Origin of the sequence: Pseudomonas lactucae, assembly GCF_036688725.1 — a bacterium.
Taxonomy (GTDB): Bacteria; Pseudomonadota; Gammaproteobacteria; order Pseudomonadales; family Pseudomonadaceae; genus Aquipseudomonas; species Aquipseudomonas lactucae.
The window spans coordinates 85,977-99,567 of the sequence record NZ_JAQQPT010000021.1 but is presented as its reverse complement, the minus strand read 5'-3'; the positions used below and the strand labels follow the sequence as shown (position 1 = coordinate 99,567).

At 53.2% G+C, this 13,591-nt stretch carries 12 protein-coding genes; 3 read left to right on the top strand and 9 right to left on the bottom strand.

The genetic code is table 11. From position 1 onward, the window contains the following. Positions 1-4: 4 nt before the first annotated feature. The 9 genes from V6M90_RS23070 to V6M90_RS23030 all read right to left on the bottom strand — a co-directional run bounded on the left by V6M90_RS23070 (position 5) and on the right by V6M90_RS23030 (position 10,924). Positions 5-1,111: a DUF1972 domain-containing protein gene (locus tag V6M90_RS23070; RefSeq protein WP_305429335.1), complete on the bottom strand. Its 1,107-nt coding sequence runs from the start codon at positions 1,109-1,111 to the stop codon at positions 5-7. Continuing rightward, entirely contained in the window at positions 1,104-2,249 is a 1,146-nt protein-coding gene (locus V6M90_RS23065) for a glycosyltransferase family 4 protein (protein WP_332847183.1), read from the bottom strand. The genes V6M90_RS23070 and V6M90_RS23065 overlap by 8 nt, the downstream gene beginning before the upstream one ends. Positions 2,250-2,267: 18 nt before the next feature. Continuing rightward, positions 2,268-3,332: a polysaccharide pyruvyl transferase family protein gene (locus V6M90_RS23060; protein WP_332847182.1), complete on the bottom strand. Its 1,065-nt coding sequence runs from the start codon at positions 3,330-3,332 to the stop codon at positions 2,268-2,270. Beyond that, positions 3,329-4,504, bottom strand: a complete 1,176-nt coding sequence (locus V6M90_RS23055) for an MATE family efflux transporter (RefSeq protein WP_078732850.1) — start codon at positions 4,502-4,504, stop codon at positions 3,329-3,331. The genes V6M90_RS23060 and V6M90_RS23055 overlap by 4 nt, the downstream gene beginning before the upstream one ends. A 20-nt stretch (positions 4,505-4,524) precedes the next feature. Then, positions 4,525-5,550, bottom strand: a complete 1,026-nt coding sequence (locus tag V6M90_RS23050) for a glycoside hydrolase family 5 protein (protein WP_003173477.1) — start codon at positions 5,548-5,550, stop codon at positions 4,525-4,527. Between the two features lie 25 nt (positions 5,551-5,575). Beyond that, complete coding sequence (locus V6M90_RS23045) at positions 5,576-6,853, bottom strand: O-antigen ligase family protein (protein WP_332847181.1); 1,278 nt, start codon at positions 6,851-6,853, stop codon at positions 5,576-5,578. After that, complete coding sequence (locus V6M90_RS23040; RefSeq protein ID WP_141064481.1) at positions 6,844-8,007, bottom strand: acyltransferase family protein; 1,164 nt, start codon at positions 8,005-8,007, stop codon at positions 6,844-6,846. The genes V6M90_RS23045 and V6M90_RS23040 overlap by 10 nt, the downstream gene beginning before the upstream one ends. A gap of 204 nt (positions 8,008-8,211) precedes the next feature. Further along, positions 8,212-10,440, bottom strand: coding sequence for a polysaccharide biosynthesis tyrosine autokinase (locus V6M90_RS23035; protein ID WP_332847180.1), 2,229 nt, complete (start codon positions 10,438-10,440; stop codon positions 8,212-8,214). A 43-nt stretch (positions 10,441-10,483) separates the two neighbouring features. Then, positions 10,484-10,924 (bottom strand): low molecular weight protein-tyrosine-phosphatase, encoded by a 441-nt coding sequence (locus tag V6M90_RS23030; RefSeq protein WP_080547082.1) that lies wholly within the window; start codon positions 10,922-10,924, stop codon positions 10,484-10,486. A 361-nt stretch (positions 10,925-11,285) separates the two neighbouring features. Here V6M90_RS23030 and rfaH point away from each other — a divergent pair, with 361 nt between their 5' ends. The 3 genes from rfaH to V6M90_RS23015 all read left to right on the top strand — a co-directional run bounded on the left by rfaH (position 11,286) and on the right by V6M90_RS23015 (position 13,558). Then, complete coding sequence (rfaH, locus tag V6M90_RS23025; RefSeq protein ID WP_332847179.1) at positions 11,286-11,795, top strand: transcription/translation regulatory transformer protein RfaH; 510 nt, start codon at positions 11,286-11,288, stop codon at positions 11,793-11,795. A 165-nt stretch (positions 11,796-11,960) separates the two neighbouring features. After that, entirely contained in the window at positions 11,961-12,269 is a 309-nt protein-coding gene (locus V6M90_RS23020) for a phosphomannomutase (protein WP_305429322.1), read from the top strand. 206 nt (positions 12,270-12,475) lie between these two features. Next, positions 12,476-13,558 (top strand): LLM class flavin-dependent oxidoreductase, encoded by a 1,083-nt coding sequence (locus V6M90_RS23015; protein ID WP_003173470.1) that lies wholly within the window; start codon positions 12,476-12,478, stop codon positions 13,556-13,558. Positions 13,559-13,591 lie beyond the last annotated feature (33 nt).

Here is a 13,591-nt window from a genome sequence, read left to right as displayed (position 1 = left end):
CGGCTCAGGCGGGATACCATTCAATTAACAGCTGTTCATAGGCACTCAACACCTGCTCCCACTTGAAGCATTCGGCAAACCTGGCCGCACCGGCTTGTTTCAATGCCAGGGTGCGTTGTGGGTCTTCCAATAGTTCATCGAGTAATCGAGAAAGCGCCTGGCTATCGGAAAAATACGCAGCGCCCCCACCCACTACCCAGCGGTTGAAGGGGTTGTCGTGCGCAATGATTGCGCAACCGGCGCCCAACGCCTCGACCAGAGAGGGGTTGGTTCCGCCGACACGATGACCGTGCAGATAAAAACGGCTGAAATACCTCAGCGCCTGGACGACTTTGGCGTCGTAGATAGCCCCTGGAAAGACCACTTCAGCGCTGGCCGCTTCCATCACTTTCTTATGGTATTCATTGGTACTCGGCGTGAAGTTTCCAAGCACCACCAGTTTGTGCTGCCTGACGCTCGCACTGAATGCCTGGACCATCTCATAAAAAGAATTTTCCGGTTCGGGCCTGGCGATAATAATCGAGAAGTGATTTGGCTCCAGCGCAAACGTACTTAACACCTCAGCCGCCGCCGACGTCACTTCATCTCCTCCGTAGGGAATCATGGTGATCTTGTCGGCACTGACCCGCGTCGCAAGATGTTCCTTAATTCTTGGGTGGTCGGCCACCAAGTGGTTACCGATCCAGCAACCGGCTCTTTCGTTCAACCAGAACCACGCCTTGGCTATCTTCCCCCACTTCTGCCGATGCCACTCGATACCGTCCATATTAATAATATTCACTTGGCCTTTGAGCCGCTGAAGGCTATTGAAAACAGCGGTGTTATAGCCCAGCGTCAAAAACAGGCCGCGCTCACCCAGCGCGTGCCAAACAGCCTTCAAGTCGAATATAACCGTGCCCAACGCACCCTCCCGAGACACCGGGATATGAACACGGCGGATACCGTTCCACTCGGTTTCAGTGACGCTGCCCGTGCCGCTTTCCTGGCAGTAAACCGTGATGCGCCAACCTTTAGCCTGCAAATACACCGCTAACTTTTCGGCAAATGTCTCGAAGCCGCCGTGCTGCGCCGGGATACCTCTTATTCCAAGAACCAGCAAATGCCTACTCATAGTTTTCGAACACCTTAATATGCTGACGCGCGACCAGTGACCAATCATGTTTTTCGACCATCGTGGTGCGAGCGCGCTGCGAAATGTGCCGCGCAGTGCTGGAACCCAGCGCGTTGATTATTTGTTGCGCCAAATCGTGCGGGTTATCCGTTTCAAACAGAAACCCGTTTTCATTTTCGTCGACAACCTCGACCATCGGCGGTAACCGTGAAGACACCGTAATACAGCCATACGACATGGCCATCAGCAGTACGCCACTTTGATAAATCTTCTTATAGGGAAGGACCACAATATCGGCGGCAGAATAATAAAAGTCGACATCCTCATCCTTGATGTATCGAATATGCGGAATAACCACGTCAGAGATGTTGTTCGACTTTATTAAACTCTCATAATCCTGGAATGAATCCTTCCACACCTTGCCGGCAATCAATAGCACCGCCTGGGGCTCACGCTTGGCGACGATCTGCATCGCGTTCAACAGTACATCCAACCCCTTTACTTTTTTAATCTGGCCAAAAAAAAGTATGATTTTCTTATCTTCAGGCAGCGCCAGACGCCGACGCGAAATGACGCCCTCGCGCCGTTTCACGAAGGGCAGATAATTACCATGGGGAATGACGGTGATGTTCGTCTTCAGACCTTGAGCAGCAAGCACCCCCTGCAACTCGCGCCGCGAGAATTCGTTATGCACAATAAATTCCCGCGGGGCCCGCAGAATGGCCGCATGGGTGCGGGTCAGAGACGCGCCTGCAAAAGATTCGACATCATGAATGGTTGCAATGATTTTTATCCGGCTCAAACGCAATAACCGGCAGGTGATCAACTCCAGTAGCGAATATTGAAAAAAATGCAGGTGGCAGGTTTTTCCACCCTTTTTCTTGATATCCGCGATCGACCTGAGCAAGGCAACGATGAAGCGAGCGAACCTCAGGAACTTGTTGGACTGACCATACACACCCTTGAAAAACTTATTGATCGTGAAATTATTCGAACTCTGCTCCTGCGACTCGGGACACGTATACAGATTGACGCAGGCATCATTCCAAACCAGCCCTTGTCCGAGGCCGGTATTGTAGTAATTCATTCCGCCGTGCCCGCCAACCGGTTCAATGATGAAATAAGCCAATTGCCCCATGAGAAAATCCTTATCCGCTTAATTTAACAACCGATATATTTCGCTGATCGTCGACTGCGCCCGTTGCCTCTGCTTAGTGGCAACCGCACTGACACCCACCGTGTAAGTCGGCATAAATTCGTCTATCGCACCGCGCTCAATCAAACACGTCTCGGTCTGAGTCTCTGCGGTAAATTTCTTATTTTTGTCTGAGTAGTTGTATAGGGAAAACGGCGTACCTAACGAATACGCAACCACGGCGGGATGCAGCCGCGCCGTCAGTATGTGCCGCGCCCCTTTTATATACGCCATGGAGCGGTCGATATCCGAACCGGCGATGTTGAAAACCGTAAAGCCCCGGTCTTTCAACTCGCTTTGTGCGTACCGCGACACACCGGTATCAACCTCTGCATCCGCATTGAATATGCCGATCCGGTTAATACGCAACCGCCAGCAAATCCTGATGGATACGTCTAGCAATTGGCTATAAATGTCGCCACTGGATTGCTCGCCATACCCTTGCAGATCGCGCAGACACACAATGATGTAGTCCCCTGCACTCTCCAGATCGCCCCCTGCGCCGGCGTCGTCAGTACCCAGCGCGTAGGCCAGGTCCACGGATTGTTTGATTTTTTCACGGCGGGCCCAAGGGTTGATTTTCCTCACCGCCAGCAGCGAGGCTGAATCGCGAATATAAAAGGCTGTGGCCATGACGGTCGCAAAAAATAAAATCAAACGGGTTTTCAGCTTTTTATGATTGTCGACGCCAATACCTGCGTAGATGACATGAGCACCGAACAGGCGAGCCAATGCCATGTATTTGACCCCTCCGGTGCCGCCCTCATCCATGAAACATGTTCCGCCACCCCACACGATGGCAGAACACTTAATCACTGTTTTGTAGGCAAGCCAGCGGTTGGCCTTGTTGAGTTCCACCACAGTAATCGCACCTTGGCGAATGAAACCCTGTTGTTTAAGTGCTTCGCCATCGCCATAGGTCAATACCGTATACACCACACCCGCATGTCGCTCAGACAACAGTGACTTGAGCATGAGCAAATCACCAAAGTTATTGCCATAGTAGCCAATGATCACAATGTTCATGCACGCATGCTCTTTTTATAAAGAATGTAATACGAGACGGCGATAAAGCATTCGCTGGCCACAATACTTGCGCCAATACCGTTCGCCTCAAAGGGCATCAACACAACAAACAAGCCCACTTGCAACGCCACGCCGACACTGGCGACCATTATTTTTTTGCTGACCCACTCTTCGCTCAATAACGCCGCCCCTAAAGGTGTTGCGAAAAACCTGAAGCCAATGGACAGCGCGGCGATTTGCAACACCTGCGCGGCATACACATAGTCGCCACCAAATACCAGGTGCACGAGGTCATGGGAATACACACTCAGGCCAATGCCAACCAGCGCCCCCGCGCCCAATGAATACCGCGCATGCTGTAGGGGCAGGTTTTTTTCAGCACCCGAAAGTGCGTGGTACTTTTTTATAAGGTAGGTGTTAAAAATCGTATTGGGTGCGATATACAGCGCCGTGAGCAGCGTATTACAAATGGCTAAATACCCGGAATACGTCGACCCATAGATAAGCCCCAGCAACGAAATGGGGATTTGCAACTGGGCTATATTCAGTGCGCCATTCAACGAATATTTAACGGAGTCTTTCAGAAAGCTTCGCACCTTCAAAGCCGCCTGTTTGCCGTGCCGTGTCATCAGCATCAAACACAACATCGCACATGAAACGTTGGCAACCCCCAGGGCCATGGCGGTGTTCGCGAGGCTCGGAGTCAGCGCATAAAAAACCCCTGCAACCGCTATGATCCGGGATACCGGTACCAGCACTTGCCCCACGGAAATCCGCAGCGGGCTGCTCCTGAGCTGACCTTGAGTGATGACGATCGCCTGCGCCGCCAATGCCGCCACGCCCGTCGCCAGTGCAACGGCCACGAACCCATCCATTCCCGAACCACATAACAGCACCACACTGACTGCAAAGGCCGCCAGCGTATTGATTGACAGGCAAACATAAGCAACCCGCATCGACGGCGCATATTCGCCAGGTGCGCGGCTGACACGTCTCAACAGCAAACTGTTCACACCGCTGAACGCCAAAGCGCCGAGCGTGATGGTAATAGCGTTGGCATATGAGACCAGACCAAAGCTGGCGGCATCCAAGGCTCTACTGAGGATGACCTGAAGCAAGAACGTTGCGCCCGCAGCGCCAAACGATGAGATCAATAATTGAATCGCCTTCAAGGAAAAACTCCTGCACGCCCTCAGTCGGAGCTCTGAAATCGATCGTTCAATTTGAAATAGCGCTTCAACAGCACATATTTTTTAGAGGCTGAATCGGGGGCCAAGCCGGTGTTTGTCAGGGTGACCTGAGGGTTCCAGATATCCGCTTCTTTATAAGCGTGATAAAACCAACTCCAACGCTTTTGCTCGAACAGATCGATTAATGTCTGCATATACAGCCCCGCATCGTCCACCGGGCTGTAATTCGATACGCTGAACTCCCCAACGATCACTGGTCCCGGATGTTTCAGCACTTGGGACAGTGTCTTCTTGAAGTACATACTCAAAGCGCCCTCGCCTCTCAGTAAGAAGGGCAACCGTTGATCCGCCGGAAAGCCACGCACGCCCTGATGGGTAAAGTTGCCAGGGTCGTAATAGTGCAGGCTTCCTATTATTGAGTGGTCGTCTATCAACGGCGTGATTTCATTCCAATTGGACCGTTGCCCATTGGGAATACCATTGGGTTGAACCGTAATACGCGGCTGGATAAGCACAACCTTGTCCGGCGAGATCTGCAACAGGGTTGCGCTGACCTTCTTTATAAAATCCAGATAAACGCCGCGCTCGATGGGCGCCGGTTCGTTGACGATGTCATAGCCGATAACCATGCTTTCATGTTTGTAGCGCTGCGCCAGTTGCGCATAGCTGGCAATCAGGTTTCCCATGAGTTCGGCGTCACGCCAATATGCGTCTTCAGTCGACCCTGAATATTTCTTGACGTTGCCGGGAAAGGTATGAACATCGACCAGAAGTAAAATATTGTACTGCTTCGCGTAGCGCACATAGGTATCAAGCACCTTGACCGCGACATCATCAAGCCCGCCCCTGTCGTCAAACAGTGGGTGGGATGCAAACGCCACGCGCACGGCGTTTACGTTCAAGCCGTCCAACTGTTTGAAATCCTCTTCGTTCAAATTCAAATCGATATTGAAACCGCGTAACTGCTTGCCCGCGTTATAGGTGTCGGCCTGTTGGGTAGAGGCCTGGGCAACGAAACTGATCGCCAACAGACAGAGGCACAGGAAGTATCGTCTACACATGCTGTTTTGCCCTATCGTTGAGGCCGCAGATGATGCCGAAATTTATCCAGATAATCGCTTGTATACTGTCCGCTCGAAATGACCAGCCCTGGATACCGGTTATCAATATTGCGATGATCGAAACCAGCGCCGCCGCGGAAGCATTGTTAATCGACACACCGACATGCCTTTTTATCGTATTTTTGTGCAGCTTGTAGACACTCCATATAAGCAGTAAATAGCTCACAATGCCCAGCAACCCCGTCTCGGACATGACCAGCAGGTACATATTATGGGCAGGGTACCTGAAGCTCTGCGAGGCGCCGAACTCATCGTATTTATCCATCACATCAACAAAATTATTCCACCCCACGCCAATAATCGGATGGGCGACAAACATATTCAGGGCAATCTTGGCCAAAATCAGCCTGGAGGTGGTACTCGACTCTGGCGCATCGAAAAATCGGGCATAGAGATTTTCCAGGTTATAAATGGCACCGGCCATGATGACCAAGGCAAACACCAGCGAGGTATAGATGATCTTTTTGTTTCTTAAAATAGAACGTCCATTGGGCCGCTTGAAGTAGAACAGGCACAGCCCGACCACAAAAAAATACAACACAATTTGAGTTCTGGAGTAGGTCAGGCAAATCACCACAAAACCCGCCGCGATGGCGCTTATATACAGCAACCTGCCGCGCCCATTCACTGCGCCATACACGCAAAATGGCAACAACAGCACCGTGAACAACGATAACAAGGCGGGGTGTCGTAACGTACCGGTCACTCGGGTAATGCCGTTCTCCACGAACAGTTCTTTGACCTGTTGAGCATCCTCGGTCATATCACCGGTTGCCAACTGATAAGCCGCATACAGCGTCTCAAACAGAATTAACAGCGCCGCCACCCGGGTGAATTTATCCATCGATTTCGCATCATGGAAAACCGACCGCACCACCAGAAACAAAACAATGATTTTCCAATGGCGAACGATTTCGTACAGCGTGAAACTCACCGCTTGCGAATTAATGATCGACACAGAAGACAGCACCACAAAAAAAATCGCCAGGGTGGTGATTCTGTCGATCTTGATTTTCTCCAGATTGATTTTTTTACTGAAAAAAACAATGGATACCAAAATCAGCAAAAGAAAAATATCGTAAGGCGCAACCGACAGTTCGGCGCCACCCAGGTGTATCTCCGCCCCGGTCAGCCGATACCGCAAGTTAAATGCCGTAGCCACCAAGAGCAGCGGAAACAAAAAATAATTTACCAGCGCGGTTACTCGCATTTCAATGCTCGCGAATAAACGGACCCGGACAATCTTTTACCTATCTCAATACACGGCACTTCAAGGCATTTATGAACCGCCCATGAAACACCATACGTCAGCCCTATCGAAAGCAGGATCAACACCCCCACCCGATCATTACTGAGATAACCGCATTTCTTCGCCACTATCAGCACCCCATCGATAATCAGAATATGCATCAGATAGGTGGGGTATGACATCCCGCCCAACCTGAGCAACACAGGGTTCCTAAACGGCATTTTAAGCAGTGCCAACCACCGGCCGAGCAATGGCGGGTTAAGTTTGTCATTCAACTTGAACGCTATCGCTACTATTGCCCATAACGCAATCGAGGCAAAACTGGCGAACGAACGGGTAATCAGACCCACCGCCACTACAATGCCCATGATCAACATCGCGTTACGCCATTCGCCCTCATCGCGACGAAACAGATCGTGGGTCAACATGCCGATCATGAAAATCGGTAACTTGATTAATATGAAACTGCCATAAGAGAAGGTCAGGCCGGAGTATGCCAGCAGTAAAAACGCCAACACCGCCACCGCCACCAGCAGTTCCTTGGCGCGCCCAAATGCAAAAGCGGCGACTAACACAGGGGCGATCAGATAAAACTGCCATTCGAGTGTGAGGCTCCAGGCCGGCGCCAAAAACGCATCACCTGCGTGGGGCAGCCATTGATCCGGGATCACGCCTTGAAGCAGCACCAGACAAGGCAGCAGGTACGCGGTGATATTACCCGTGATACTTGTCCAATACTGTTCAACTGCCGCTGCTTGGGCTGGCGTGTTCCACGGCAGTTCCATGCGGACACTCATCCGTTCATTGAACAACAGCGCGGCAAGCGCGATGGCCAATAGATAAATCGGGATAATCCTGAACGCACGCCGAATAATATAAGAACGGTAGCCGCTGCTTTTCCCGCTCAACGCCATCGCGATAAAAAAACCGCTCAAACAAATAAAGATATCTACCGGGATAGCGGTCGCCAATAGAACCTTATCAATCAACGCAGGAACGTGCCCCATGGCGGGACGAAAGCAAGAGTAGAGGTGCCCAAATACAACCCACCACGCCATCACCCCACGAATGGACTCGAGTTCTACGTAGAAGCCCTGTTTATTTGCTATGGCCATCTTTCTCTCAACTATCAATCGGATCAAAACCACCTGTGTTCAACAAAACACAGGCTCGTCTCTCTCCCGTGGCCAGGTCCCAGGCGCAGACAGTGCGTCATACAAACTTGAAAAACCCACGCTACCGCCCCAGGGTTTAGCGTCATTCCCTGAGAACCCCATATTCATGACGACGTGTATTTATATCAGCCCGCCCCACAGGCCTTAATTAACATCCGACTTATATTCATACGTATAGTAACCATACGCACCATACCCGTATTTCGCCGACGCTCTTTTTTCAATACCGTTCAAGATAGCGCCTTTCAAGTTAACCCCGTTCTGGGCGAACCGACGCATGGTGAGTTCTATTTCCCGGGCGGGGTTAAAACCGAACCGCGCCACAATCAAGTTCGTTCCTGACTGGCGCCCTACAATCGCCGCATCGGTGACCGCCAACAACGGAGGGGTATCCAGGATGACCAAGTCATACTGTTCACTGACCTGCGATAGCAGTTCCGTGAAGTTTCGATGCATGAGCAATTCCGACGGGTTAGGCGGTATTTGCCCACGGCTGATAAAGTCAAAATGTTCGATCGCAGTTTTATGAATGGCCGTTGTCAGATCGCAGCGCTTGGCGAGCACATCGGAAAGCCCATTGACGCTGGAGGTGTTCATGACTTTATGGATGTAGCCTTTTCGCATATCAACATCGATGACCAACACGCGCAGGCCTGTCTGAGCGATCACGGCTGCCAGATTGACCGACACGAAGGTCTTGCCCACTTGTGGGCTGGGACCGGAGATCATCAGGCGATTGTTGCTGGCTTCGTGCATCGCAAAATGCAGGCTGGTGCGCAAGCTGCGCAGCGCTTCAATCGCCAGGTCCGTGGGATGGTTGATGGCCAACAACCCACCACTGCGAGCAGGGCGTTTTTGCGTAGCGGTAGGTTGTTCTTCCAGGTCTTTTTGAAGCGTGCTGTAGGGTATGGAGGCATAGACCGCAAGCCCAAGTTTCTCAATAGCCTCCGGGCTTTCTATGCCTCTGTTCAAGGCTTTGCGTAACAGCACCAGCACCACCGCCAGGAATAAGCCCAGGAACGTTGCGACCAGAACAATCAACACTTTCTTGGGTTTGACCGGTTTGATGAGGTTTACGTCCGCCGCATCGATCAAACGCACATTACCCACCGTGCCCGCTCGCATCACGTCGAGTTCCTGGGACTTGTTGAGCAACTGCGTATAGATCGCCGTGCCGACCTCGACATCGCGGTTCAGGCTGAGCAGTTCTTGCTGTGTCGAAGGAAGGTCCTGGACCTTCTCGGACAGCCTCTGTTGCTTGCTGCTCAACTCACCGATCTGCGCGAGCAATGCACGATAGGCCGGATGCTGGCGGGTGAATTTGCGGTCCATCTCGGCTTGCTGGAGTTTCAACTGAGAGATGGCCGTATCCAGCGACACAATCTGGTCCAGGATCGCTTTGGTTTCCAGGCTGATGTCCACCGACTTTGTGCGCGTCTGGTAGGCGTTGAGCGCATTGCCGGCCTTTTCCAGGTCACTCTTGACCTGAGGTAATTGCTCTTTCAAAAACTCCAGGCTTTGCGCCGCCTCAGCCGAAGTACGCTGCACATTCTGTTCGACATAGAGCGCAGAAATCTTGTTGAGGATTTTTACCGCGAGTTCCGGCTCGGTACTCTCTAACGCCAACCCGATAATGCCCGATTCTTTTCCGCGCTCAGTGACATCCAGCGCCTCCTGATAATCCAGAATGCTGGTCAATCGGGGTTTGCGCACGATGCTGAACCGAGTCCCCGGATTGGCCTGTAGCGCTTCGACGAAGAGCGCAACGCCATGCTGCTCGACAGCCTCGCCCACCTGCCCTTGCGCCAGAAGTTCATCATCGTCATCGAGCAATGTGAACGCCCCGCCCTCACCCGTAATGAAGGTCAGTTTTTTGGCGAGCAAGTTGGGCGGCAGGTCCAGGCGGGTTATTTTCAGCAGCTCGCCTCCCCACGCGTAACGGGTCGGACCCAACCATGGGCTGGAGACTTCACCCGGGTTGGTATTTTTAAAACGCCGCGCAAGAAAACCGCCGATAATGGGAAAGTACTCAGGCTCGATCAGGATGGCGAGTTTGAGCTCGTCCACGGTCTTGCCGATCACTGCACGTGACTTGATCAGTTCAATTTCGGTCGCGGACGGCGACTCTTTTCCGAGCATGCTGCTGACGTCGGAGAAACCCAGCAAATCGTTCTTTTTGGCCTCGACCTGCAACAACGCATTCGCTTGGAAAACCGGCGTCGCCAGCACCGCGTAGGCCGCCCCCGTCAGCATAAACGCGCCCGTAATCGCTGCAATCAACCCTTTATGGTCGATCAGTGTTCCAAACAGACCAAGGAGATCAATCTCGTCGGCGTCGTCTTCTCGTAGGGTGGCTACTGGCACTTGCTGCATAAGTCGGATTCTTTGCCTTAATACGATTCAAGAAAGGGGGTTGTCACTTTGCTAGGCGCAGCGCCCACGCGTTTACCGCTTCTTCGATCAACGCATACGCGTGTACAAAGGCAGCTTTACCTTGACGGTAGGGGTCTCTTATCTCTCGGTCGCTTTGCCACTTCCCCAGCATCAACACCTTGCCTCGCGCTTCGGGGGCCATGCCGAGCACGCCGCGGATGTGCTTTTGTTCCATCACCAGAATCAGATCAGCCTCGGTGATCGCCTGGGGCGCGAGTTGAGTCGCCTGGTGCACGTTGGGCGCATGGCCATGCGCCGCCAGCACCGCAAGTGCCGTCGATTCGATGGGCTCGCCAACCAATGCGGACAGGCCGGCGGAACTCACCTCGATATCGGAACGAGTGAGTGCCTCACGCAACAGATGCTCCGCCATGGGGCTGCGACAAATATTGCCGACACAGACAATCAACACTCTTTTAAGCAAGATAATTTCCCCGTCTTTTCAACTTTGGCGGTGACGTCGCACTTGCCGAACATAAGAGTTTTTAACCACGTACAAGCCTGCCATCGACAGGCACAGAAACAGCAAAGCCCGCTTTACAACTTTAACGCGGTACTTATTTATCACGCCCCTTGGGCGGCACCCAAGTTTTTAAACGGACAAAAAATAACACTGCGCCTGCTCGGGCACTTATTTGTTATTAATACCCGCCACCGACAATTTCTAACATTTACGCACTGCCGGCGTTAGTTCGATCAACATGACACGACGAACAGTCAATAACTAACGCAACGCGTGGCATCCGAGTGCCGGCTGAACAGGCTCACCGCCATAAGGACATCCCATGACCGCAACGACAGAGTTCGCCGCCAAAGCCTGGTATCTGGTTCAGTGTAAAGCCAGGCAGGATGAACGCGCCGAAGCGCATCTGCAGCGCCAGGGCTACACCTGCTTTCGCTCCATCTGCACACGTGAGCGCCTGTTAAAAGGCGAGCGTCGGGTCATGACTGAATCGCTGTTCCCCGGTTATCTGTTTATTCAGTTGAGCTCGCAGGACAGTTGGAGCCCTCTGCGCTCCACGCGTGGGGTTTCGCGCATCGTTGCATTTGGTGGCGATCCACTGCCGGTGGGCGATGAACTGATCGACGAATTGCAGCGACGCAATCACCAGCCCCTTGTGACACCGCTGTTGGCTCCTGGGGAGAACGTGCGTATCAATGAAGGGCCATTTGCTGAACTCGAGGGCGTATTCCTGGGTATGACAGGCGAGGAACGCGCGATTGTGCTGATCAATCTCCTGCATCGCGAGCACCGGGTCGGCTTGCCGCTCAACGCAGTCAAAAGCCTTAACTGAACGCCCACCATCAGCCATTTACAACCACACGTCGTCAACTTCAAGCGTCTGTCGTACACGTCGAAAATAACCCGCATTGGCATAGCCGACTAAAAATAACATTCCAGTACTTTTTTACCCTCGCATAATAAAGTACCTCCTGAATGCAACAGCGAGGGGACGGCCATGAACACATCAAAGTTACTGGTAGAGCGTATTGGCGTATTCCCTTCTTCGGGAAATATTCATGTCGAGGTCAATAACTCGACGCATGTCGTTGAACGCATGCACGTGTTATATGCCGACAACTCCCTGGACAGCGATGAGTCGTGCACGGGCTTGTCCATGGTTTTTGCCGACTGGCGTTTCAAGTTACAGGTCAGTGACGCCCTGTCTGTATGCCTGTGCGTGGAAAGCCGCGGCGACAGCCACTACCTGCAGGTCAAGACCGCAGAGTTGCTGGCCCACATATCCGACACCCGGGAGCGCACATGAGCGTCCAGGATGGGCGACACCCGTGCCGGCACACATGCTAAATGCATTTATCTGATCAAATATTGCCTACATGATTCTATTTTTTAATAATGAGGATAGAACCAAACGGCATTTTACACCGCCATTCGCTGCCCCTACCTTGAACGAGCATGACCGACCCCCTACCCGGCGGAGGTGTTGATCACCCTACTCGACAAGGACAGACCATGAGCATTGAATTCATCGGTTATATCGGCGGTCACCACGCCTCCGAGATCCACCCGCGCAGCGGCCCTACCCTGCAACCGGATTACGTGGAAACCGTTGCCCGCGCCCACGAAGAGGCCGGTTTCGACCGCGCCCTGGTGGCCTTCCATTCCAACAGCCCGGACAGCACGTTGATCGCCGCCCACGCTGCCAGCGTGACGAAAAAGCTGCAATTTCTCATCGCTCACCGACCGGGTTTCGTCCAGCCGACCCTGGCCGCGCGTCAGTTCGCCACGTTCGATGTGTTCAACGGCGGGCGTACCGCCGTGCACATCATCACCGGGGGCGATGACCGCGAACTGCGTGCCGATGGCAGCCATATCGGCAAGGACGAACGCTACGCGCGCACCGACGAATACCTGAGCGTGGTGCGTCAGGAATGGACTGCCGAACAGCCCTTCGATTTTGCCGGCAGTTACTACCAGGTCGAAGGCGCGCATTCGTCGGTGAAGTCGCCGCAGCAGCCGCATATTCCGTTGTATTTCGGCGGTTCTTCCGCCGCCGCGATTGAGGTGGCCGGCAAACATGCGGATGTGTACGCGTTATGGGGCGAAACCTATGAGCAGGTGCGCCAGATTGTGACCCAGGTGCGTGCCGAAGCGGCCAGGCATGGGCGCACGATTCGCTTCAGTTTGTCGCTGCGCCCGATCCTGGCCGAGACCGAGGAATTGGCGTGGGCGCGCGCCGAGACTATCCTGCAACAGGCCACGGAACTGGCCGAGCAGAATGGCTTTGTGCGGCGCGAACCGCCGAATGAAGGTTCGCGCCGGTTGCTCGCGGCGGCGGCGCAAGGGGCGCGGCTGGATAAGCGTTTGTGGACAGGCATTGCGGGGTTGCTGGGCGCGCAGGGCAATTCCACGTCGTTGGTCGGCACCGCCGAACAGGTGGCAGAGGCATTGGTGGATTATTACGACCTGGGTATCACCACGTTCTTGATCCGTGGGTTTGATCCGCTCAATGATGCGATTGAGTACGGCAAGCAATTGATCCCCCTCACCCGCCAACTGATTGCAGAACGCGAACAGGCTAAACAGGTCGCTTAGGCATAACGCAAACCACAAATGTGGGAGCTGGCT

Coding starts and splice junctions, on each gene's coding strand:
- V6M90_RS23040 (WP_141064481.1), bottom strand. CDS start 8,007: ATGGCCATAGCAAATAAACAGGGCTTCTACGTAGAACTCGAGTCCATT.
- V6M90_RS23015 (WP_003173470.1), top strand. CDS start 12,476: ATGAGCATTGAATTCATCGGTTATATCGGCGGTCACCACGCCTCCGAG.
- V6M90_RS23060 (WP_332847182.1), bottom strand. CDS start 3,332: ATGAACATTGTGATCATTGGCTACTATGGCAATAACTTTGGTGATTTG.
- rfaH (WP_332847179.1), top strand. CDS start 11,286: ATGACCGCAACGACAGAGTTCGCCGCCAAAGCCTGGTATCTGGTTCAG.
- V6M90_RS23065 (WP_332847183.1), bottom strand. CDS start 2,249: ATGGGGCAATTGGCTTATTTCATCATTGAACCGGTTGGCGGGCACGGC.
- V6M90_RS23035 (WP_332847180.1), bottom strand. CDS start 10,440: ATGCAGCAAGTGCCAGTAGCCACCCTACGAGAAGACGACGCCGACGAG.
- V6M90_RS23070 (WP_305429335.1), bottom strand. CDS start 1,111: ATGAGTAGGCATTTGCTGGTTCTTGGAATAAGAGGTATCCCGGCGCAG.
- V6M90_RS23020 (WP_305429322.1), top strand. CDS start 11,961: ATGAACACATCAAAGTTACTGGTAGAGCGTATTGGCGTATTCCCTTCT.
- V6M90_RS23045 (WP_332847181.1), bottom strand. CDS start 6,853: ATGCGAGTAACCGCGCTGGTAAATTATTTTTTGTTTCCGCTGCTCTTG.